Source organism: Micromonospora sp. NPDC048830 (genome assembly GCF_043198215.1).
Classification (GTDB): domain Bacteria; phylum Actinomycetota; class Actinomycetes; order Mycobacteriales; family Micromonosporaceae; genus Micromonospora.
Window position 1 is genome coordinate 78,225 of sequence record NZ_JBICUP010000017.1, and the last position, 22,292, is coordinate 100,516.

21 protein-coding genes are annotated in these 22,292 nt (G+C 70.5%); 14 read left to right on the plus strand and 7 right to left on the minus strand.

What is annotated here, in order from left to right:
- Positions 1 to 23: 23 nt before the first annotated feature.
- The 6 genes from ACGFIZ_RS16785 to ACGFIZ_RS16810 all read right to left on the minus strand — a co-directional run bounded on the left by ACGFIZ_RS16785 (position 24) and on the right by ACGFIZ_RS16810 (position 9,977).
- Positions 24 to 3,851: a phage resistance protein gene (locus ACGFIZ_RS16785; protein WP_393420110.1), complete on the minus strand. Its 3,828-nt coding sequence runs from the start codon at positions 3,849 to 3,851 to the stop codon at positions 24 to 26.
- 109 nt (positions 3,852 to 3,960) lie between these two features.
- Positions 3,961 to 4,632, minus strand: coding sequence for a hypothetical protein (locus ACGFIZ_RS16790; RefSeq protein WP_393420112.1), 672 nt, complete (start codon positions 4,630 to 4,632; stop codon positions 3,961 to 3,963).
- The gene (locus ACGFIZ_RS16795; protein WP_393420188.1) at positions 4,629 to 7,100 is read right to left on the minus strand and encodes an FtsK/SpoIIIE domain-containing protein; all 2,472 of its coding nucleotides are present in this window, start codon (positions 7,098 to 7,100) and stop codon (positions 4,629 to 4,631) included. Before ACGFIZ_RS16795 ends, ACGFIZ_RS16790 begins: the two co-directional genes overlap by 4 nt.
- 257 nt (positions 7,101 to 7,357) lie before the next feature.
- Positions 7,358 to 9,400: a hypothetical protein gene (locus tag ACGFIZ_RS16800; RefSeq protein ID WP_393420114.1), complete on the minus strand. Its 2,043-nt coding sequence runs from the start codon at positions 9,398 to 9,400 to the stop codon at positions 7,358 to 7,360.
- Positions 9,397 to 9,651 carry a hypothetical protein gene (locus ACGFIZ_RS16805; RefSeq protein ID WP_393420116.1) on the minus strand — a complete coding sequence of 85 codons (255 nt, stop codon included), beginning with the start codon at positions 9,649 to 9,651 and terminating at the stop codon, positions 9,397 to 9,399. The genes ACGFIZ_RS16800 and ACGFIZ_RS16805 overlap by 4 nt, the downstream gene beginning before the upstream one ends.
- Entirely contained in the window at positions 9,648 to 9,977 is a 330-nt protein-coding gene (locus ACGFIZ_RS16810; RefSeq protein WP_393420118.1) for a DivIVA domain-containing protein, read from the minus strand. Before ACGFIZ_RS16810 ends, ACGFIZ_RS16805 begins: the two co-directional genes overlap by 4 nt.
- A 267-nt stretch (positions 9,978 to 10,244) precedes the next feature.
- Here ACGFIZ_RS16810 and ACGFIZ_RS16815 point away from each other — a divergent pair, with 267 nt between their 5' ends.
- The 14 genes from ACGFIZ_RS16815 (at position 10,245) to ACGFIZ_RS16880 (ending at position 18,716) form a co-directional block, all read left to right on the plus strand.
- Positions 10,245 to 11,081: a helix-turn-helix domain-containing protein gene (locus ACGFIZ_RS16815; RefSeq protein ID WP_393420189.1), complete on the plus strand. Its 837-nt coding sequence runs from the start codon at positions 10,245 to 10,247 to the stop codon at positions 11,079 to 11,081.
- Positions 11,082 to 11,085: 4 nt separating this feature from the next.
- Positions 11,086 to 11,301 (plus strand): DUF397 domain-containing protein, encoded by a 216-nt coding sequence (locus ACGFIZ_RS16820; RefSeq protein ID WP_393420120.1) that lies wholly within the window; start codon positions 11,086 to 11,088, stop codon positions 11,299 to 11,301.
- Between the two features lie 165 nt (positions 11,302 to 11,466).
- Entirely contained in the window at positions 11,467 to 11,727 is a 261-nt protein-coding gene (locus tag ACGFIZ_RS16825; RefSeq protein ID WP_347669942.1) for a hypothetical protein, read from the plus strand.
- Positions 11,728 to 11,743: 16 nt separating this feature from the next.
- On the plus strand, positions 11,744 to 12,382 hold the full coding sequence (locus ACGFIZ_RS16830) for a hypothetical protein (RefSeq protein ID WP_393420122.1): 639 nt from the start codon (positions 11,744 to 11,746) through the stop codon (positions 12,380 to 12,382).
- A 386-nt stretch (positions 12,383 to 12,768) separates the two neighbouring features.
- Positions 12,769 to 13,053 carry a hypothetical protein gene (locus ACGFIZ_RS16835; protein WP_393420124.1) on the plus strand — a complete coding sequence of 95 codons (285 nt, stop codon included), beginning with the start codon at positions 12,769 to 12,771 and terminating at the stop codon, positions 13,051 to 13,053.
- 79 nt (positions 13,054 to 13,132) lie between these two features.
- A complete protein-coding gene (locus ACGFIZ_RS16840) occupies positions 13,133 to 13,333 on the plus strand; it encodes a DUF397 domain-containing protein (protein ID WP_393420126.1) in 201 nt (66 codons plus the stop codon).
- Positions 13,334 to 13,499: 166 nt separating this feature from the next.
- Positions 13,500 to 13,763 (plus strand): hypothetical protein, encoded by a 264-nt coding sequence (locus ACGFIZ_RS16845; RefSeq protein ID WP_393420128.1) that lies wholly within the window; start codon positions 13,500 to 13,502, stop codon positions 13,761 to 13,763.
- Positions 13,764 to 13,766: 3 nt separating this feature from the next.
- A complete protein-coding gene (locus ACGFIZ_RS16850; protein ID WP_393420130.1) occupies positions 13,767 to 14,027 on the plus strand; it encodes a hypothetical protein in 261 nt (86 codons plus the stop codon).
- Positions 14,024 to 14,683, plus strand: a complete 660-nt coding sequence (locus ACGFIZ_RS16855; protein WP_393420132.1) for a hypothetical protein — start codon at positions 14,024 to 14,026, stop codon at positions 14,681 to 14,683. Before ACGFIZ_RS16850 ends, ACGFIZ_RS16855 begins: the two co-directional genes overlap by 4 nt.
- A gap of 1 nt (position 14,684) precedes the next feature.
- The gene (locus ACGFIZ_RS16860) at positions 14,685 to 15,092 is read left to right on the plus strand and encodes a hypothetical protein (RefSeq protein ID WP_393420191.1); all 408 of its coding nucleotides are present in this window, start codon (positions 14,685 to 14,687) and stop codon (positions 15,090 to 15,092) included.
- Positions 15,093 to 15,339: 247 nt separating this feature from the next.
- Entirely contained in the window at positions 15,340 to 16,365 is a 1,026-nt protein-coding gene (locus ACGFIZ_RS16865; protein ID WP_393420134.1) for a hypothetical protein, read from the plus strand.
- A 5-nt stretch (positions 16,366 to 16,370) separates the two neighbouring features.
- Positions 16,371 to 17,126, plus strand: coding sequence for a hypothetical protein (locus ACGFIZ_RS16870; protein WP_393420136.1), 756 nt, complete (start codon positions 16,371 to 16,373; stop codon positions 17,124 to 17,126).
- Between the two features lie 544 nt (positions 17,127 to 17,670).
- Complete coding sequence (locus ACGFIZ_RS16875) at positions 17,671 to 18,153, plus strand: helix-turn-helix domain-containing protein (RefSeq protein ID WP_393420138.1); 483 nt, start codon at positions 17,671 to 17,673, stop codon at positions 18,151 to 18,153.
- Positions 18,153 to 18,716: a PIN domain-containing protein gene (locus tag ACGFIZ_RS16880; RefSeq protein WP_393420140.1), complete on the plus strand. Its 564-nt coding sequence runs from the start codon at positions 18,153 to 18,155 to the stop codon at positions 18,714 to 18,716. Before ACGFIZ_RS16875 ends, ACGFIZ_RS16880 begins: the two co-directional genes overlap by 1 nt.
- Positions 18,717 to 18,780: 64 nt before the next feature.
- Here the strand turns inward: ACGFIZ_RS16880 and pglX are convergent, their stop codons facing one another.
- Positions 18,781 to 22,275: a BREX-2 system adenine-specific DNA-methyltransferase PglX gene (pglX, locus tag ACGFIZ_RS16885; protein WP_393420142.1), complete on the minus strand. Its 3,495-nt coding sequence runs from the start codon at positions 22,273 to 22,275 to the stop codon at positions 18,781 to 18,783.
- Between the last annotated feature and the right edge of the window lie 17 nt (positions 22,276 to 22,292).

Genomic DNA, 22,292 nt, shown 5'->3' on the forward strand with positions numbered 1-22,292 from the left:
CCCGGCCGGCTCGACAGCCACCGTCACCGGGCCTCCCAGGTGACCGTGACCCGCCGCCCGGCGGCGATCTCCTGCGCGATCTCGGCCGCGACCGTCTGCCACGCCGCCGCGTCGGCCACCTCCCGGCGCTGGGCGCTCCCGGAGTCCGGCCCGGTCGCGCCGCCGCCGTTCGGCGTGCCGAGCGTCCGGTCGCCGGGCAGGGCGGGCCCGCCGTCGCCGGCCGGCACCAGGGTGGGGTCGCGGTCGGCGGGCGGGCGCTGCGGCGGCACGTTCCCGGGGCCGCTCCCGCCGGGACCACCGCCGGACGGCCCGTCCTGGGGCGGGGTCACCCGCCGGTCGTCCGAAGGCCGCGGCTTGTCCGCGGCGAGCAGCGCCGCCGCCGTCTCGACGGCCGTCCTGAGGGCGTCGGCCAGATCCTCCCCGTGCTGCTGGTGCCCCGCCACGTCCCGGAGCCGCGCGACAATCGTCCGCGCCTGGTCGTCCCGCTCGGACCGGGCCACGATCGCCCGCAGCAGGGGCCACTGCGTGCTCGCCAGCGCCCTGACCAGCTCGCCGGCCTGGCCCAGCAGCGCGCCGACCGCCTTGTCGTCGATGTCGCCGAGGTCGGCGCGGGCGGCCGTCTCGACCAGCACCACGTCGTCGCGCTCGCCGGCCAGGTCGGCCACGAAGCGGGCGGCCCGGCGGGCGGTGGCGAGCCGGCCGCTGGTCGCGGACGCGTCCAGGCCCAGCACGTCGGCGTGCGCATCGAGCGCCTGGACGAGGTCGCCGGCCGCCTTCCTGCGCGCGTCCGCCTCCCGGCGCAGGGTGCCGGCGAGTTCGCCGAGGTTGGCCGGGGTGCGCCAGACGGGCAGCGCCGCGCCGAAGAGGCGCGACCCCCGGTCCACCGCGCCGGCCCACGCCCGCTCGCCGGGCATCGGCGGGTGCCGCAGCTCCAGGTCGTCCCGTACGGCGACGACGCTGGCCACGTCGACCTTGCCGCCGTGCTGGTACCAGGCGAGCTGCTGCTCCAGCCCGAACACCATGATGATCAGGTTCTGGAGTTCCCGGTCGAACCCGAACGCGGCGGGCTCGTCGATGAGCCTGCGCAGCTCGTGGACGGGGAAGTGGTCGACGTAGCCCGCGTTGGCGGCGGCCTGGAGCAGGTGCTGGCTCCACCGGCAGGTGGTGGTGTTCAGCACGTACCGGCCGTCGGTGTACTCGCCGAGGCGCAGGTTGTTGCAGATCCGGCGCAGGGTGCGCTGGTCGGCGGGGTTGGGCACGCTGACGCCCCGGGCGGGGTCGGCGGCGGCCTTCGCCGCGTACTCCAGGACCTTTGTCATCTCGCCGCGGGTGACGGGCTTCTCGTCGTCGGGCATCGCCGGCCGGCCGGGGTACGACCAGGCGAGCAGCTCGCCGGTGAGGTTGCGGAACGCCTCGGCGAGGGTGCCGCCGCGCGGGTCGCCGACGTGCAGCCCCTCGGCCAGGGTGTGGAAGACGCCGATGCTGTCGTCCTGCACGTCGGCGCCGCGCGAGGTGGCGGCCCCGTACGCCTGCATGAGCGCGCTGAGCAGCGTGCCGCGCAGTTGCGTCTGGCGCTGCTGGAGGTAGACGCGGCCCTGCTGCCGGTCGGCCAGCGGCCAGTCGGCGGCCAGCGAGTTGAGCCGGTCGCCGCTGCCGTTGCCGAGCAGATAGTTGATCTTCGCGAGCTGGGCGACCTTGCCCATCATCTCGTCGGTCAGATAGAAGGGCAGCCAGAAGACCGTCCGCGAGCCGCGCTCCAGGCTGCCGATGCGGGCGCGGTCGTGGCTGCGCTCCAGGTTCTGCGGGTCGAACGGGTAGTCGATGACGATCCGCCACGCCTCGCCCGTGGCGATCAGCGCCGAGACGGGCATCGTGTCGGGGTCGCGGACGTTGCCGAACTTCACCTGCACGGTGTGCCGCCGGCCCCGCCAGTCCCGGGGGACCAGCAGCTCGCCGAGCTGCCCCTCCGCCCCGCTGATGTCCAGCTCGGCGGTGACCAGCTCGCGGATGAGCTGCTGCCGCACGCCGGTGGTGGTGGCCTCGTCCTCGGGGACCAGGTCGAGCAGCTTGTCGTAGTCGACGGCGTGCAGCTTGAGGGAGACGACCGGGTCGGGGGTCTTGGTCAGGTGCAGCTCACCCGCGCTGTCGGCGACCCGGTTGAGCCGGTTGAGCACGATCTGCCGCTCGTAGCCGGGGATCGGCGAGGTGATCGAGCCGAAGTTCAGGGCGTGCAGCTTGGCGGCGGTGAGGTTGTGCAGCGCCGGCACCTCGGGGACCAGCGCGCCGAGCAGCACCGTCTTGATCAGCTTGTCGTCGAGCTGGAACTGCTGGTGCCCGGCCGCCTGCTCCTCGGTGATTCCGTTGAGGTTGAGCAGGATCGGCCGCAGCTTCTGGCTGTAGAGGGTGCGGGCGGCCTGGAAGAGCTGCTTGAGCTTGGGCCGGTCGGGCAGCTCGCCGTGCAGCACCAGCGGGTCGAACAGCGCGGCCACGCCGATCAGGTCGTTGACCCGCAGCGTGTCCCGGCGGTCGACCAGCAGCTCGGTCATCACCTTGAGCGCGGTCCGCTCGCGCTGGAGCGCCTGCGACAGGGCGACCAGGGTGGCCACCAGCGCGGGCGAGAACGGGTACAGCTTGCGGAAGGCGGCGGCGTCGGAGCCGATGCCGGCGTCGCCGTACTGGGCGCCGAGCAGCAGGGCGTCCCACACCTCCCGGTTGCCCTTCACCGCCGCGAACGCGTTGTCGATCACCGCCCTGCCCTCGTCGGTGAGCGGCTTGAGCAGCCGTTTCTCGGTGATCTCGGGCAGGTTGGTGTCGGCCAGGACGATCTCGCCGAAGCGGCCCTGCACGCTGCGCATGACGTGCGCCAGGGCCTCCCGCTCGGTGCCGCCGACCTGGGGGCCGAGGAAGTCCTCCAGGTTGCGCTGCCGGGCGACGAACGAGACCAGCGGCAGCGGCCGGGTGGCGTCGGCCGACTCGACCAGCTTGTTGAGCTTCGCGCCCTCGGTGTTGACGAAGGTGTGGTCGCTGATCTTCGTGGAGAGCCAGAGGATCAGCTCGTCGAGGAAGAGCACGAGGCCGTCGTACCCGAGGGCCTTGGCGTGCCGGGTGATCACCGCGAGGCCGGTGTCGAGGTCCAGATACTCGGCGCTGCGCACCGCTCCGGTGAAGAACGTGCTGGTCAGGGCGCTGACCAGCCGGTCCCGCTCCGCGGTGCCGGGGGCCGCCGCCGCGGCGGCGGCGTACGTCTGGGGGGTCCAGCCGGCCGCGCGGGCGACGTGCGCGGCGAGGCCCAGGCCCGCGCCACCGGCGGCGGGGGCGCCGCCGCCGTCGTGCAGCGCGGCGAAGAAGGCGTCGTCGCCCATCCGCTCGCGCAGCCGCGCGGCGTCGTCCAGCAGCGCGTCCGACCGGTGTACGGCGGGAACGGGCGCCTCCGGGTGCAGCGCGGTGACCTGCCGGAGGTAGCCCTCCAGGATCGCCTGCTCGACCGAGCGCGCGTCGAGCATGTGGAAGGTGAGGCTGAGCAGCCTCCGGTCGCGCAGCCAGGAGTCGGCGGCGAGCACCGGCTCGGCCAGGCCGCGCACCTGCCGGGCATCGGGGTTGTGCTGGAGGATCTCCCGCAGCACCGCCATGAAGTGCGACTTACCGGAGCCGAACGAGCCGTGCAGGAACACCGCCTGCGACCGGCCGGTCGTCACCGCGTGACCGATGCGGCGCAGCGCGTCGGCGAAGTTGTCCCGGAGCTGGTCGGTGACGACGTACCGGCGCAGGTCGGCGCCCTCGGCGGCGCGTACGACGAAGTCGCCGTCGCCGACCGAGGCCGGAATGTCGATCACGTCCCGTAACAGGGTCATGCCGCTCTTCGCCCCCCACTGCCCTCCGTGCCGTCGGCGGCACCGCCTGACCCGCCGAATCCTAGTGCCCGGCCACCTCCCGTCCCAGCCGAGCGCGTCCGTGCCGTGGTCAGCCTCCGGTGGCGGCGATGAAGACGAACCACAGGATCGGCATGCCGACGAAACAGATCACCCCGCCGGCCCGGGCCGAGCGAGTGCCGCCGCCCCCGATGCGGGGTTGGCCGACGAGGCTGATCGTGAGGTAGCCGGCGAAGAATGCCAGTGCCGGTAGGCCGCAGAGGGACCAGGGCACGAGCTGCCACGGGATACGACCGAATTCGGTGTCGGGGCTGACGGCGAACATCAGCAGGGACGCGCAGGTGCCGACCGCCGCAACGGCGGTGTAGACGAGGGCGTTGCGGGCCAGCGGCGTGAGGCTGGGCAGCAGCGGCGGTTGGGCGGCACGCCGGTGGGCGGCTTCCGCGGCGGCGTCGGCCGCGTCGGCGGCGGCGCCGGCACGGCGCAGGGCGTCCGCGGGGTCGGCCACGGGGCTGGGCGCGATCGCGCCGACGTGCGGCTCGGGCAGGCGGAGGGTGGCCGCCAGCGCCACGAGGTGGTGCCGCTGCGCGGTGAGCCGATGGGTGAGGTGGTCGACGGCGGCCCGCCCGCTGCGGCTGGCGGCGGCAGTCTGCTCCATGCGGGCGCGTTCGTCGCCCAGCAGGGCTGCCAGCCGGCGCGACTGTTCGGTGTAGGCGGCCCAGCCGCCGTCTCGGGGCATCGGGGTGAAGGGGTGGTCGCTCATGCGAGGTCGTCGCCTTGGTCGAGGGTCCCGGGGCGGACGTACGGAACGATGAGGGCGCGGCGGTTCTCGTGCCGGTCGATCAGCAGCGCCCGGTTGGGCCGGTACCGCCAGTCGGCCGCGTAGTCGCCGAGCAGTGAGCCCACGTCGTTCGCGGGCAGGTTGAGGGCGACCAGGCAGCCGATCTCGCCGCCGGTGGAGCCGATGTCGTCGGCGAAGCGGCTCAGGGTGCGCCACCAGCCGAGCAGGTGGAGGCCGTGGGTGGGCCCGTTGGCGAGCACGTCGCGCAGGTCGTCGCGCCCGGAACGGTAGGTGGTGGGGTCGCTGGCGGCCAGGAGGCTGCTGGCGCTGTCGGCGCCGAAGACCACCAGGTACGTCGTACCCCCGGTCGGCTCGCTCCCCGCGTTGCCCGACTGCGCGAGCTCCGCCAGTCGCGCCCGGAACTGGGCGGCCGTGACCGTCTCGCAGGAGTGCCCGGCGGCGGTGATCGCCGCGGCCGTGGCGTCGGCGGCGTCGTCGGCCGCCGCGACCAGCGGCGCGAGCAGGAACCGCGCGGTGTCGGGTGCGTGCTGGCGGGCCAGGCCAGCGGTCGCCGCGTACAGGATGTCGGCGCCGACCGGCGACGTGCCGAGCACGGCGAGGTGGCTGCCGGGGGTGGCCTCCAGGGTGAAGCCCGCGCTGGGCAGGCCCACGTCGACGGCCCGGCCGACCAGGGCCCGCCGGCGCCGCACGTCCGGTGTCAGGCGCACGAAGGTGGGATCCTGGTCGGGGTGCTGCTCGGCGTACCCGGCGAACACCGCCGGGGGCGCGTCGCCGGGTGGCCGGGCGTTCCAGAGCAGGTGCCGCTGGGCCGTCACCGATCCGGCGTCGGCGTTCGGGAACCGGATGACCCGGTTCGCGCCCGCTATGCCGGCGGCGGCGTTGACGACCGCCACGCCGATCGGCAGATCGTCCGCGCCGTCGTTGAGCTCGTCGAGGATCCCGCCGCCACCGGCGAGCGCCACGCGCAGCGGGAACTGCCCGAAGATCGACTCGGTCTTGGTGAACAGCGCCTCCACCCCGGAGATGGTCTGCGACGCCAGGATCAGGTGGATGCCGTACGAGCGGCCCTTGCGGGCCAACTCCTCCAGCAGGGCCACCGCCTGCCGGGCCACCGCGTCGTTGCCCTCGAAGAGCACGTGGAACTCGTCGATCACCGCCAGCAGCCGCGGCATCGCCACGTCCGGCCGCCCTGCGCGCAGGTCCGCCAGTTTGGTCACCCCGGCCCGCTTCAGCTCGGTCGCCCGCCGAGTCATCTCCCGCGACAGCGCCCGCAGCACCGCCAACCCGTACTCCCGATCGGACTCGATGCCGACCGTGCGGGCGTGCGGAATCCACGACGGGTCCACCGCGGTCGGGGTGAACTCCGCGAACGACACGCCCTCCTTGAAGTCGAGCAGGTACAGGCCCAGTTCGTCCGGCGAGTACCGCGACGCCAGCCCGTAGAGCACGTCGAGCAGGAACACGGTCTTGCCCGACCCGGTGCGCCCACCCACCAGCCAGTGCGGCGTCGCGTCGTCCAGCGCCAGCACGCAGTCGGCGCGGCCCTCCCGGCCCACGACCGTCCGCAGGCCGTGGACGGACGACTCCCGCCAGATCTCGGCTGGCATCAGCGCCGCGAAGTCCGTCGACGCCTGCACCCGCGCGGACTTCGCCAGCCTGCGGCAGACCGCCTCCACCAGGTCGTCCGGCGGCCCGGCGGCCAACCGCACCGGCACCGGCAACCCCGAGCCGTCGGCGCCGAACCGGTGCGGGCCCGGCGGGTCCGACACCGCGAACGCGCCACCACCCACGGCGGTCAGGTGGGTGCAGTTCTCCAGCCGCGGTGCCGCCTCCAGCCCCGGGTGCTGCGGCGGCGGGTACCCGGCGAGCAGCAGGAACACGCCCGCCGCCGGCCCCGCGTGCGCGATGGCCGCCAGCCGCGACCACTCCGTGCGCCCGGCGCCCTCAGGCGGCGCCGCGACGCACACCAGCAGCACCGACCGGTCCGACTCACCGGCCTGGGCGCGCTCGATGCGCTCCTCCGCCTCGGCCAGCACCTGCTGGAAGCCCGGCAGGTCGGTCGCCGGCCGCGGCCACGCCTCCGCGTCCACCATCGCCCGGAACGGCCCGAACACCGCGCCCAGCGTCGCGCCGTCCACCGCGGCCACCCGTAACGCGCCATCGGGCAGCGCGGCCAGCACCCGCAGCAGCACACCGCGAAGCCACCGGGCCACGGCCGGGTCGCGGGCGTCCGCGTCGATCGCCAGGTGCCCGGCGCCGACGAACGGCACCACCACCGGAAACCCGGCTTCGGCGCCGGCCGACGCGTCCCCCAGCCGGACCGGCAGCGGACGGCCGACCGCCGCGTCGACCCCGGTGGGCAGGTCGGCGGCCGATTCCCAGCGGCAGCCCAGCCAACCCGGGGTCAACGCGACGGCGAGCTGCCGCATGCCGGCGGCCAGCCGCTGGGCCTCCGCTCCGGCCTGCGACGACGGGCCGACGGTGGCCGCCGCGTCCCGCAACCGGGCACGGGCGGCCTCCACATGCGACACGGCCTCCCGGTGCGCCGCCACTGCCCGCCCGAACGCCGACGCCACCGACTCCACAAACGACTCCCCAAGCCCATGGATCACGGCCACCCGGCCGACCCTATCCACAATCGCCACGGCGCGTCAGACCCGGGTCACCGTCCGATGTGTCGAGATGGTCAATCGAGCCGCAGGGCGGCCACCGCCTCCACCAGGGTCACCGCGCCGGTGAGTGCCCGCGCGCCGGCCTCCTCGGCCAGCCAGAACTGGCAGCCGGCCCGGTCGACGCGTACGGCGACGACCTGCCCGGCGTACCGTCGCGCGAGCCGGCGCAGCAGCGACGCCGGGTCGCCGACCGCCCCCGGTGCGGTGGCCGTGGGCGCCGGCACCGGCCGGTCCGGGCTCCGGGGCACGGCCTCCAGCAGCGCGCCGCCCAGCCGGTCGAGGCAGTCCGCGACGGCGGTCTCGGGGCTGGGCCACCAGGGTTGGGCGAGGCCGAACGGCGCGTCCCGGGGCACGATGTCGAGCTGCCACCGGACGCCGTGCAGCCGGGTCGGGTCGGCGGCGTCGCGCCGATGATCGCAGGCGGTGACGGCGACGGCCAGGTCCAGCCCCGCCGCGAGCCGCACCAGGTCGGCCACCGGCGGCACGTCCGGCGGCTGCGCCAGCACGACGAGCCGGGCGCCGGGCGCCCCGCGGGCGGCCGCCGCGACGTAGCGCGCCGCCGGGTCGTCGTCGGGCCGGTCGAGGGTCACGGTGCCCTCCAGCAGGTCCTGGCCGAGGCAGAAGCCGCCGGGCTGGTCGAGCCGGATCAGGTGCTCCGGGCGTACGCCGAAGGGGGCCGCCAGCCGCGCGGCCCGGTAGTGCTCGCGGAGCTGGACGACCGGCGTGCCGTTGGCTTGCGCGCCGATTCGCCTCGCTGGCTCGCCCGCCGCCGGCTGCCACAGGCGGTGGGTGACCCGGGTGAGATCGGTGACGGTCAGGGTCAGCGCCGAGTAGACGCGGCGGCTGCCCCCGCAGGCGGGGCAGGGGCCCCACCCGGGGGCCATCCCGGCGCCCGCGCAGTCCGGGCAGTCCGGGTCCGGGCCGGCGGCGCCGACCCGGCAGGCACAGCGGCGCAGCCGGCTGCCGGGCCGGCAGTCGGGGCAGTCCCGGTGGGTGATGGGTGCGCCCCACCAGGCCGGGTCCGGCGGCTCGGTCACCCGCAGCAGCGCGGTAGTCGTCCAGCGGACGATCTGCCCGGTGTCGTGCTCGTGCAGCACCTCGACGCGCCCACCGGGCCGCAGCAGGGTGTGCCACCAGCGGCCGTCCCGCCAGATCGCCTGCGCGCCGGGCCCGCCGGCCAGCTCGGTGAGGATCCGCCCGCCGAGCGCCGTGACGTCCACGTCGGACGGTGCGGCGGGCACGCCGAGCGACGACCGCACCGTGTACGCCGGCGCGGTCAGCCCGGACTCGGCGAGCCCGGCCAGCGCGGCGGCGACCGTGGTGTCCACGACGGCGGCCGGCAGATCAAAACCCTGCCGGCGCGGCGCGTCCGGCACGTCCCCGCCCGGCAGCTCGAACCGGACGTCCCAGCACACCTGGTCGTGCCGCCGCCGGGCCTCCACGACCAGGTCGAGGTGGAGCAGCCCGGCCACCCCGCAGAGCCAACCGAGGTGCCGCCCCGGCGCGGGTGGCGGGGGCGGCTCGGCGGCGCGGCCGAGCAGCACCACCCAGGGTGTGTGGTCCGCGCGGGCCAGCGCCTCGGCCTCGGCCGCGTACCGTTGGTCGGCGGGCAGGTCCGGCCGCCACGTCCGGGGCAGCCAGAGCAGCGGCGCGTCCAGCGCCCGGCCGGTCGGGGAGATCCCGCGCACGTCCCGCGCGCCGACCCGCTCGGCCAGGCGGGCCGCGACCGGCCGCAGCGGCACCTCCCACAGCCCGTCGGGGGTGCGCACCGGGGCGAACCGGCCGGGCCGAAACCGCTCGGAGGCCACCGCGCCGGTGTCCAGGTTGACCACGGACACCACCACCTCCGCCCGCCGCCGGCCGGTCCGTTCGCACCCCGGGCACGGTACGGCGACACTGCCGTCACCCCGACACAGCCGGCACTCGCGGTACGGTTCGTCGGCGTAGGCGTCCCCGTCGACCAGCAACCGGTCGCCGCCGTCCGTGCACCGGCACCGCCGGACCTGGAAGCCCAGCCCGGAGCAGTCGGGACAGGCGACCGTCGGAACACCCTTCATTGGATCACCAGCCGGCGGGCGCAGGGGCCGTCGTGGTCGGCCCGGAGCACGCAGCGCCGGCCGCCGGGCAGCAACAGGTCGCAGAACACCCGATGCCGTACGCCCTGCGCGTCCTCGGCCGACACGGTGATCTCGCCGGGGTCGGTCTGGGGCAGGATCAGCGTCCACCGGGCCACCACCCGGGCGATCCGCTGCGCCGCGGGCAGGTCCGGCGCGACCACCGGCAGGTGCACCACCCAGCGCCCGGTCACCGCCCGCTCCCCCGCTCGTTGCGCCACTGCCCCGCCGAGCGGGCCCGGGCCTGCTCGGACTGCCAGCGGCGCAGCGCGTCCCGGATCCGGTCGGTCTCCTGGCGGCTGCGGGCCAGCGCGTCGTAGACCGTCGCGAGGTCGCCGGCCACCCGGTCGAGGAACAGCGCCACCTCGTCCGGGTCCACGCCCCGCCGGCCGAACGGGCTGCGGCTGAACCGCCGTTCGCGCACCTGCCAGGGGCGCAGCGGTTGGTAGGAAGCGGACCGGTAGCAGGTGGCCGGCGCCGGCCGCTCGCGGCGCCCGAGCCGCCGGAAGAGAACACGCATGGGTACCTACCTCTCGAACGTGAATGCCACCTGGACGGTGGGGCCGTCGACCCTCCGCGCATCGACGGACCCACCAGCACCTACCACCGCAGCCTTCAATCAGCAGTACGACAGCAGGGCAGCTCAGGGGCTGTCGAGCCACGCGAACTCGATCACTCAACCGACTCGCAGCCTCACTCATCGTGCACCGACACAGTTCCTTTACGCAACTCCCGATTCAGTCCGGGGTCGTTGCGCACTCCGCCCTGGCGGTCCACAATGCTCGACATGACTGGAAGCCCGACCGTCCGTCGGCGGCGCCTCGCCGCAGCCCTACGCCGCCTGCGGGAGCAGACCGGCATGACCGCCGACCAGGCGGCCAAGGAGATCGGCATTTCGAAATCCGCGCTGAGCCGGATCGAGAACGCGCAGGTCTCCGTGATGCCACCGGTTGCCCGCGGCTTGCTTGAGCTGTACGGCGTGGAAGGAGACGAGGTCGACGCGCTCGTCCAGGTGGCTCGGGACGCCCGCAAGCGCGGCTGGTGGCAGGCGTACGACGACGTACTACCGGCGTGGTTCGAGGTCTACGTCGGACTGGAGGCGGAGGCGTCGGAAGTCCGGGCGTTCGAGCCGCAACTGATCCCGGGCCTGCTCCAGACCGCCGACTACGCCCGCGCGGTCATCCGCGCTGAGCATCCAGACGCTTCCACAGAGGAGGTCGAGCGCCGTATCGAGCTGCGAATGCGCCGACAGGCCAGCGACAGCCCGCCCAAGCTGTGGGTGGTACTGGACGAGGCGGCACTTCGGCGGCCGATCGGGGGCGTCGAGCCGTTCAGGGCGCAGTTGCGGCGGCTGGTCGAGGAGGCTGACAGGCCCGGCAACACCATCCAGATCCTGACCTTCGCCGCTGGCGAGTACGGGTCGATGGGCAGCGCCTTCAGCTTGCTGACCTTCCCAGAGCCGGCCGATCCGGGGGTCGTCTACGTCGAAACCCGCGCGGGTAGCCTCTACCTCGAAGGCCAACAGGTCAGGGAGTACAGCCGGGTCTTCGAGCACCTGGTCGCCACGGCTGCCAGCACTCGGGAGTCGCGCGCACTGATCCAGGGGGCGATCGACGAGCTATGAGAGGATGGCGCGGGTGGAAGAGGTCGGCACGGCCCGCGTGACCTGGCGGAAAAGCGCCCGCAGCAACGGCTCCGGCAACTGCGTCGAGGTGGCGGACGGCCTAGGAGGCATGGTCGGGCTACGGGACAGCAAAGACCCGAACGGCCCGGTCCTCACCTTCGATCCACAGGCTTGGGCGCGCTTCGTCGCTGGCGTAAGGCACGACTCGTTCATTCGCTGACGGGACACCTGTCGGGGTGCGCGCCGGGTCACCGGAGAGCACCCCGAACCTCGTTGCTGCTTCCCACCCCAGCCGGTCTGACCGATGAGCGACCCCGGGCTGACGTAGCGTGCATGATCCGGTACGGTCGCAGCGGAAGCGACCGTTGCCGATCGGAGGAACGCGGTGGCATCGATCCAGGAGATCAAGGCCGGGATCAACCAGTTCGGCCGATCCACGCAGGAGCAGGTGGCGCAGCTCAGGGCGGTACACGACTCCATTGATCAGAGCCTGGCTCAACTGCGCGCCGTCACCAGCGGCACCGCCCATCCTCGGGTCGTTGAGGCAATCGCCCGGCTGGAGCAGGCCAAGGCGAAGATCAACGAGGCGTCACAACTCGCCGCCGGCTCCATCGAAGCGACCCGGCACTACGCTGCCAGCTTCTGATCCGAGGAGACACCGCATGCCACGCGTCATCGTGCCGGCCGGGCTGTCGATGGGACCGCGCTACCGCTACGTCCGCCCGCCGGACCCGACGCCGGAGTGCTACGAGATTCACCTCGGCGACGACCTCGTGGAGTTGAGCGAGACGGAGGCGGCGGTCTGGGCGGCGGCCTTTATGGACGCCGCTCGGCACGCAAAACTTGAGGTCGACCGCGACTCGCTGATCCGGCTACTGGAGACGGCACCCAGCCCGGAGCCGCAGGCCCGCGAACTGGTCGACAGCTTGCTCCAGCGCGGGCTGCTGGTCGAGTTCGACACCGATGGCGACCTCGAACCCGTCTTCCGCCGTCACAAACTGCTTCCCCTCGGAGAAGGACTCGGCTCCACGGCGGAGGAACCTCACCTGCACCGGATAGGTCACTCCGGCCAACCCAAGATCGCCGTTCCCGTCCAGGTCTACGCGCAATGGTCCTATGCGTTTCTTCACCCGAACCTCTGGGAAGCTTGCGCCTACTACGCGGATGAGTCCGAAGAGGCGCAAGCAGGCGAGGAGCTTCTCAACCTGACTCCCGCCGAGGTTGCGCGCGACACCGCTCTCAACCTGCCCGTCATGATTTCAACCGGCTGCGCGTTCCTGGACCCTGTCCCCGGTCAATGAGATACGGACGAAGGCAAAGGGCCACCCAGAAGAGGGAGAGGCCGTTTGCCCGGCGACTGAAGTACGAGAGTGCCAAGGAGACGCTGGGCAAGCTGGTCGAATGGGGTGGCGCCGCAGTCGGCATGCTTGTCGGTCTCGCCAGTGCCCGCTACGGCCTACCCGTGTCACCGACGGTCGCTTCCACAGGCGGTGCGGTCATCGGCGGCATGGTCGGCTCGCAGGGCAAAGCCTTGGTAGTTGCCGGGTTCGATCATCTCCGCGAACGCCGTGACGAGCGACGCGCTGCCGCTGCCCGCAATGGCGGCGCAACGCCGCGGGTGCCACCCAGCACGAGACACCGTGTGTCAGGGGCCGCAAGTCATGGCCCGCTTCGCGGGCCCCGGACTATGTCGAGCCGCCGAAGTGCCGCGTCGAGTATCGCGGGGCAGGTCATCGGTGGGCTCGAAGATGTCATCGAGCAGGTCGACAAGGCCTCGAAGCAGCTCGCCGAGATCCACCGCAGAATGTGGGCGAGTCAGAACGCCCTGCTCGGCGTACTCGCCGGCAGCCGGCCTGAGGTCGTCCGCACCACTGAGGCCAACCTGTCCAAGTCCCGTGGTCTCGTCCACGACTCGGCGGGGCTGCTGATGGTGGCGAAGGAAGCCCTCAATGCCTACCGTACGCGGCTCTGACGCGCCGACATGATAGGCCGTGTTCTCAACGAGTCGCGGTCGAAGGGCCTGATTCAGCAGATCGCAGAGGAGTACTCCGGTGCCTGACCTGACCGGTGCCGTCTGGCGCAAGTCAGCCCGAAGCAACAATGGCGGCAACTGCGTCGAGGTCACCGACAACCTCCCTGACATCGTCGGTGTGCGCGACAGCAAGGACACCAGCGGGCCGGTCCTCACCTATGAGTCCGGGGCCTGGGCGCACTTCATCGCAGCCGTCAGGCGGGGAAACCTCGACCGCTGACGGTCCTACGTCTCGGGGGCGCTGCGCAGATTCCGGGCACGCCCCGCCACTGCCGGCAGGCCATCCCGGGCTGCACAACCCGATGCGCTTTGGGTAGTGTTCGTCCACACCGGAGCGACACCGACCGCTGCCGGTCGCCTACCCACAGCCGATCTGAAAGGACGGCATGGCCAGCATCGAGGAAGTCAAGGCCGCTCTCGCCCAATCGGTCGACCGGAGCAACACAACGATTGGCCAGATCCGAGCCGCGATCGACGGGACCGAACAGGTACTTGCTCGGCTGCGGGCAATCGCCGCTGGCACCGGCCACCCGATGATCGGGAAGGCGATCGCCCGTGCCGAGCAGAGCAAACAACGACTCATCGAAGCCGCCACGATCCTTCAGGGCAGCGGCGAGGCAGCTCGGCGATACATCGGCGTTTTGGGCTGATCGGTGAGCGTCGAAGAGGTCAAGGCAACCCTACGAGACGGCGATCTCGCCCTCGATCACGCCACCGCAGCCATCGAACGCATCCGCGCTGATCTGGCCGAGGCTGCCGGTCTCGCCGTTGCCACCCTGCAGGACAGCAGGAACACCAACGCCGAGAAGGCTCGGCGGGCCCTCGCCGAGGCAGTCCGCGAGGTGGATTTGACCCTGCGTACCATCGGAAGGGCCAAGGACCACGCCGCCGCTTTCCGCACCGCGCTCGGATGAGCAGTGGACTGCTCGCCCAGGTCGTGGCACAACTCAACTCGGCAACCACGCAGCTGGACGAGATCGCGATCAGGGCAGTGCGAGCCCAGGCCGATGTCGAACAGGCGTACCAGCGGTTTACGGCTGCCGGCCACGGCAGTAAACACCCGGACATCCGGGCTGCGGTCACGCAGAGCCGGACCGCCATGGACAAGGCTGGCCGCCTCGGGAAGCTGAACAGCGACGCCGCCCGACACCTGGCCGCCTACGTCAACGAGATCGCCCCCGGCTCAGCACCCCTCCGAGACGCAGCCGAGCCAGCCCTGCCGTCCGGCGAGCGCGTCGTGACGGAATCGGAGAGCAGGGGCAGCAAAGCGGAAGCGTTCTTGCGCCGACACGTCAAAAAGGCGGAGGAGACGGAGGGGAACCTTCAGTCAGCCGAGAAGGCCGTGACAGACGGATTCCGCGAGCTGATGCAGCAGATTAAGAACCGCCCTGGTGGCGCCACCACCTCAACCAGTCAGCCGACGCCCGTGGCGCCCGCCGAGCGACCTCAGTTGGAGCACCCCGTCACGTCCGTCATCATGGCGGCGGGAGCTGTTGTTATCGGCCTCAAGGGCCTATCGAACATGATCAAGAAACGCCGCGAGAGGAAGCACCGTGACGATCAGTCCTGACATGGTCGCCTATATCCGGACTATGGTGAACGGAGAGCACGCCGAGAACGACCGCATCGAGGCACGCCTTGATGCACAGGGCTGGGAGGGCTTCGGGGTGCTGCTCGGTGCCGTCTTTTACATGGCGGTCAATCGTCGTTTCTCGCGAGGGGCAAGCCAGGATGAAATCATCCGGTTCGTCAGCGAGATGCGCAGCACGATGACCGGCGGACCTGAGACCGACGCAGGCAGTGCCGAGAAACTGGTCGCTGCCGCGCTCGACCCAAGCATCGACACGGACATCGACCCGAAGTTGGCCGGCCGTATCCAGGGCTTGGCGATCCTGCACGTCCTCGGTGGTGAGCAGGTTTCCGACGACGAACTCAACGCACTCCTCACCGAGGCCGTTGACCTGGCGAACCGGCTGTAGGAGCCGTGATCAGAGCTGGGCGGCCGACTTCTCGACGCTGCCCACCGTAGAGTGCCCCGGCGCGCCTACTGTGCGCGGTTCTGGCGGTGTTCATACGACGCGCGGCGACGTTTGCCGACTCTTCGAACTTGAGCGGGGTTCGCGGCTGAGCCGACCCGAGCGTGAAGGCTCGCAGCCCGTCAGTGATCTTCGAAGTGCCTGTTTGCCTGCGGATAGTCGATCGCGACCGGTGAGGAGGGCGGACGTCATGGGTGGACCGAACCGGGTCAACGTCCCACAGTCGGCAGAATCTCGCCGGCGGGACGGACGGCACTGGGTGGTCACCGCCGTCGGCATGCCCCTCGTGCCTGTGTTGGCGGTGCCTGTCTTCCGCCTTGGCGAACAGTACGAGGCATGCGTTGCCGAGCACGGACTGGCGTCGACCGACAGGGGCAACGGCGTGCCCGGCCCGTGTTTCCAGGTCACGATGTGGGCGGGCGGCATCTCGCTTGCCTTCTACGCCGCAGTGCTGGTGACCACCGTCGTCGGTTTCGTCCTCGGGGTCGTCGACGGGCGGGCGAGGCGTACGTTCGCGTACGGCCGTTGGGTCTGCGTGGTCGTGGTTGGCCTTACCGGACCGTGGGCGCTTCTCGCCTACGCTCTCGCCTACGGGCTGGGCCGACTGCTACCCGCGCGTCGGCCACCAAGACCTCGCCCGTCGGAGGTGGCGCTGCATCGGGGCTGGCAGGAAGCGCTCCGGCTGTACCAGCGACTCGCCAGGGGCGAACTGCCACCTTTCGTGATCGCGCCCGGGTTCCTCGATCCCGGCCCCGTCTACCTGGACGCCCCATTTCACTACGCCCGCTTCTACGGCACCACGGTCACGTACGAACAGGGCTGGACGTACGCCTATGGGTCGCCAGCTTTCGTCACCGGCGCGGTGGTCGGCAACCTCGTCGGCAACGGCATCGCGCGGGCGCGGGCGGAGAACCTGGCGCGGGCACAATGGCGCGAGTTCGCGTACGTCCGGGTCGTGGTGACGCCAACGACGACGTGGTGCTGCGTGGCAGGCCGGTGGCTGCCGTTCGGCCATGACACGGCGTTGGAATTCGTCATCGACGGCCCGAGCTGCGTACTTTCCTTCGCCGACGTCGAGCCGTTGCGGCTCTCGGGCCCGTCCACCTGGTGCTACGCCGTCATGTACGCCTACGCCCGATACGGGCCGGGACGATGGCAGGAGGCCCCGTTCCTGCACCCGCTACGCGAGGCAGTCCGCGGCCTCGCCATGCACTGACGTGGGTGTTTGACCACGATCGCGACCGGCACGAAGATGACCGGGTGATTTCCGAGGAACTGAAGGTACGGGCGCAGGCGCTTCGCGCGGCCGGCAAGACCCCCAAGCAGATCGCCCGCGAGTTGGGCGTCACCCGCGCTGTGGTTACCCCTCTCGTGCGGGGAGTCGCCGTCGAGCGACCGAACCGCGTCCGCCCCTCGGATTTGCCACTGGTGGGCTGCTGGATCAGCCGCCAGTGGAGCAACGGGTTGACCATCACGGATCGGCCCGCCGACTGGGTCGATGATCGCAAACTCCGGCGGATGGCGGTCGGCGCCGGCCTGGTGAGCGTCGTCGTGGCCCGGGCCGACGGGGACTCAGCGTCCGTCTGCGGATTCCTGGTCGACACGTACTGCCTCGGGGTCAAGAACGCGGTGCCGCCGGCCGCCTCGACGTTCGACGACCTGCCGTACTTCCTTGAGGATTTCTTCGCGGCCTACGACTCCGCGATGATCGAGGCGCCCATCGAGCTTGCCCGCCACCTGGTCTTCGGTGCCGTCGACTATGCTCGCGAACTCGGCTTCGACCCGCATCGTGACTTCTACAGCGCGGCACCCCACCTGGGCACGTGGGAGCCACCGAGCCGGATCACGTTCGGCCTGGACGGCAAGCCCTACTTCCAGCAGGGCCCGTACGACAACCCAGACCGGATCATGCGCACCCTGGACAAGTCGGTCGGCCCTGGCAACTACCACTTCACGGCGGTCACGCTGGGCGGCTGACCACCCGGGCCGACGGCTGCTGACCCTCGACGGCCGTCGCATCGCGATCGCGCGTTGCCGAGTCCCACCGCCGCCTATGAAGGTGACGCAGGGTCGGATGGATCCACGACTTCGTCGTCGGGAACCACCACCTGGGCGACCGGCTGGATCTCGTCTGCTGCCGCACGCGTGTGGTGGCAGGGCATGAAGTCCATACCCTGCCACCGCGGTCACCCCGCGAACCGTCTGCCTGCGGACAAGGCTCGGGTGCCGGCCGGAGGCGGGACGCGGAATCGATCAAACCTAGTACCCTGAGCCGCCCATGACCAGCCAGCCGGCGCCCCAGCGGATGTGTGGGATACCTCCCGATCGAGAGCCGGTGATAAGACCGCCGGAACCGACTGCAGGATCGGCGTCACCTGCTCGGCGCAGCCTCGTGACGGTGACCGGAGTCGGCGTACTCGCTCCGGCGACGCTCCCGTCCGCACACCGCTTCATCTCTATCGTTTTTTTCGCTTCAAGGGGTATGGTAGGGCCAGGATCGAAGTGGCCGGAGGGTGATCTTGTGACGGTGGTGCCTGCGGGCGGTCTGGAGCCCAACGGTGAAGAGCTGAGGCGGTTTGCCCGGCGACCTCTTCGCGGGCGACGCCTTCAACTGATTGTCGACGGGTCAGAGCCGGTCGACGTACCGCCTGTGGTGGGCGAGGCCCTGGCCGAGGTTGTGTCGATCCTTGGCCGCGGGCGACCGGTCCGGGTCATGCCGGAGAACGTTGAGCTGTCGACCGGAGAGGCCGCTGCGATCCTTGGCGTGACGAGGCCAACGGTGGTCAAGCTGATGAACGATGGTGTGCTGCCCTACACCCGCCCCAACTCCAGCCGCCGGGTCGCGTTACATGACGTTCTGGCCTACAAGGAGCGACGATCGAGGGCGCGCCGTGAGGCACTGGACGAGCTGACCACCGACGCGATCGATATGGGCGTCTACGACGAGGCGATTCAGCGCGGTCGCAAGTCGCCAAATGATCAGCCGGGCAGTGACCGCCTCTGATGATCGTTGCCGTGTTGGATGCCTGCGTTCTCGTTCCCAGTGTGCTTGCCGACACCCTGCTGCGTTGCGCTGAGCAGGACTTGTATCGCCCGGTCTGGTCCCGGGCGATCCTCAACGAGGTACGTCGGAATCTTCCGCCCTCGGTTCGCGGCACCAAGGCGGAACGCCGCGTCGAGGTCATGCGAGAGCATTTTCCGGAGGCGATGGTTTCGGGGTATGAGCGGTTCATCACCGAAATGACCAACGATCCCAAGGATCGCCATGTGCTCGCTGCGGCTGTTGCCGCCGACGCGGAAGCAATTGTCACAGCCAACCTTCGTGACTTCCCGGACCATGCACTTGCGCCGTACGCCATCGAGGCTCTGCATCCGGACGACTTTCTCTGCACCTTGCTGGACGCCGCCCCGGATCGCATCACGAACATCATCGCACTACAGGCAGAGGCCACCGGGAGAGGCGGGCGCCCGAGGCTCAGCATCGATGACGTCCTGAACGGTCTTGCCGGATGCCGGGTAACTCGGTTCGCCCACCGAGTCTCTGTAGAGCTGGCGAACGGACGGTAGCTCGCCAGCGCCGAGCGATAGGAGCTGAGCTGGGACAGCCCGCCCGTACGACAGCCGAGAGCCCTCAGAGCAGTTCCGGTACGCCGCGCAACAGAGCCACGGCCGACCGGTCCGAGCTGAGCTGCGCCAACTCGGCGTTGATGAAGTCGGTGAAGAACTCGGCGGGCGACCCGGGGAACCCGGGTTGCTCGCCCGAGTGCCACTGGTGCAGCCACGGCTCGATCTCCACCAGCCCGGCGAGCAGCGGCAGCAGCCGCTCGGCGGGCCACGCCTCCTGCGTCTTCCGGTCCAGGTAGACGGTGGCCAGCGCCTGCGCCTGCTCCAGGTGATTCCAGCCGGCCCAGCCCAGCAGCTCGCTGCCATCGCTGTCCCGCCCTGCCTGCGGGTACGAGATGAACCGCTCCTTCGGCACGTCGAGCTTGCCCCGCGCCCGCCAGTACGACGGCCGCGTGAAGTCCGCCGAGGTGTACTTCGGCGGCACCTCGATTTCGACCTTCTCCCCCGCGTCCTCCCGACGCTGCAACGCCCAGGTACGCTCCCACTGCGCCCGCTTACGCAGCCCGGACGGCTTGTATCGCTGCGCCGGCAGGTACGGCACATGCTCGTCCGCGACGAGCTGGCCCAGCGTCTTCGTCAGGTTGTAGTTGTCGTGCCCGACCCACAGGTCCAGCACGGCCCGGAAGTCCTGGTCGCTACCGACCCGGTCCGCGAGCTGCGCCACCGACAGCGGCGCCGGCTGCCCGCCCCACAGCTCCGGCGCCTCCAACCGGTCCAGCAGCCAGTCCCGCAGCGCGGCCGACTGCATCTTCTCCCACCCCTCGGTGGACCAGCGCCGCTTGCACTCCGGCCGCTCGATCAGCCCGATGTGCCGGTTGGACCCGATGGCCGCGATCCGCCGCTCCACCAGCGACCGGTACTCCGCCGGCCAGTGCGGCTGCGGCCGGTCGATCGGCTTCGACCCGTGCCGGTTGAACCACTCGGTCTGCGCCCCGCTCGTGTGCAGGACGATCTCGAAGGCCCGCTCCCCCAGCGCCAACTCCGGCGGGTTCGCGCAGGTCAGGTCCTCGTCGATCAGCCCGTAGAGCCGGTAGACCTCCCAGTCCAACTCCTCCTGAAGCGCGATCATCCGAGCCCGCACCGAGTGGTACTCCGCCTCGGCCTCCGCGAGCCGCTGCCGGGTCGGCACCCCCGAGGCGGCGACCGCCGCCGGGGTCAGGCTGGACAGCCGCTGCGCGAGCCCATCCAACTCCCGCGCCCTCTCCAACGGGTACGCCCCCGGCAACGGAAACTCCTGCAACTTCGTGCCGGTGAACTCGAAGAAGTGCTCCCACTCATATCGGGCGGTCGAGCGTTCGCCACCTCGGTTGCCCTTGTCCTGGCTCACCTGCTTGAGCCAAAAACAGGCGGTCGAACTGTTCAATACCCCGAGCAGTTGCAGATGATCATTCTCTGTTGCCCCTTCCGGCAACTTGATCACAGGCGCAGAACGATTGAAGACCTTGGCACCCCGATCTAACACAAAGTGATTATGTGTCGCCACGAACGCAAAAGCGATCGACAACGCGACTCGATAACGCTTTGGAAAGAACATGCTATGGTCGAACCATCGAAGCCCTCGCTGCTCGGGGGTCTGCTCGAAGTCAACCCGGAGACGAAGCGCGGTGCGGTTCCGCCAGTAGGCTCGCCGCTCACTGTCCGCCACCTCACGAGGTTTTCCCTCTTCGTCATAGGGGAAAAGAGTCCAGGTTTTCGCGGATAACGCGAAATCACGCACATCCTCGCCGAGCACAACAGGCACCCCAGCCGCTAAAAGACCTCTCGTCTTCAAGGCGAAATCGGGCGAGTAGAAGGCATCATCAAGGCCTGTATGCGTTGTGCGACCCACAACCTCGATTCGCTCAACCAGGCTAGAGGCCTGACTACGCGACAGGCTCGCCATGAGCTCGACGGCCCCTCCACCAGACAAGCTCCACGGATGCGCAGCGAGTTGGCTACGCGGCAGGTCTGCGACACTAACCCATTCGGATTCCGAGCCTGGTTTCTCAATTTGGTCGACAATCGCTCGCCAGACGAGCCCCTCGGCAGCATTGTCTGGCGTAGACGGTTCACCGCGAACACCCAGGACAGTCCGAAGGGTAGAGGATCGCTGTCGCTTATTCGCGCGGCCAACCAGGATCACGGTCGGAGTACCGTGACCGGGAATATGGGCACCAGAAGTGTCGATCACCTCCGTCAGGTCAATTTCGTGGGCAAAGTAATCGTTGATCAGCTTTTTGCCAAACTCTCGCTTCATGAATCCATTGCCGGTGATCTGGCCAATGTAGCCCGCGCTCTCGCCATGCTCGTCAGACCGTTTGGCGAGATCAAAAAAGCGCTTGGCGAAGGGCACGGTTAGGGCGTACTGACGATGACAAACGGTCGGATAAATGTCCCGGTAGAGTTTGTTGCAGGCAGGGTCCGCAACGGTAATATAGGGCGGATTGCCGACCACCACCGTGTACTGGCTCTCCGCCAGGTAGTCCCTCAGCAGGTCGATGTCCTCGCTCTCGTACGCGAAGACCGGCCGTCCCTCCAATGCGGCAAAAAGGTCGCCTTGGGCCCGCGAGCGGTACCCGTCCCACGGCAGCAGCGAGTCGCCGGTGGCCACCCGTACGGGGAAGGCTGGGGTGCGTTCCAGCTTGGACAGCCCGCACACCTTCATCGCGGCGATCAGCAGCCGGAAGCGGGCGATCGCCACCGCGAAGGGGTTGATGTCGACGCCGGTCACCTGGCCGAGCGCCCGCTCGGCGAGCACCTTGACGTCGGTGGCCGGCTCCCGGTCCTGCCACTTGCGCACGAGCCGGTGGAACGCGCCGAGCAGGAAGTGGCCGGAGCCGCAGGTCGGGTCGATGACGCTGGTAGCCGCGAGGCCGAACTCCTTGACCGCCGGCTCGAACGTCCGGTCGAGGATGAACTCCTCCACGAACTCCGGCGTCTGCAGCAGCGCGTACGTCTTCTTCGCGTGCGTCGACAGGTCCTGGTAGATGTCGCCCAGGAAGCGGGTGTTCAGGTCGTCGCGGCGCAGCGACTCCTTGCCGGCGCCCCGGCGGAAGAACTCGCTCAGCTCCTCGGCCGCCGGGCCGGAGATGTCGAACCGCCACACCGGGTTGTGCTGGTCGAAGATCTTGCCCGTGGCCCGGAGGTCGGCCAGGTAGCCGAACGCCTCCTTCAGCCAGTCCCGGTCGTTGTTGCGGAAGTTCTTGATCAGGTACGCCTGCCGGTGCTGGACCGCCCGATCGGCCGGCGCGGCCGGGTCGGCTCCGCCGATCCACAGCCCGTCGACCAGCTCGTTGTCCTCGCAGAAACGGACGAACACACAGCCCAGCACCCAGGCCACGGCAGCCTGGTCGAGCACGTCCTCAAGCCAGGTCTCGAAGCTGGCACCGACCCGCTCGGCGGCCTGCGCCTGGGCGTGTTCCTGGCGCAGCTCCACGCGCAGGCCCGACGCCTCCGCGACCTGGCCGCGGAGATCGTCGACCAGGATCTTGACCTGCGCCTGAAGCGCCTTAAGCTCGACCACCGCCAGATTCTACGGCC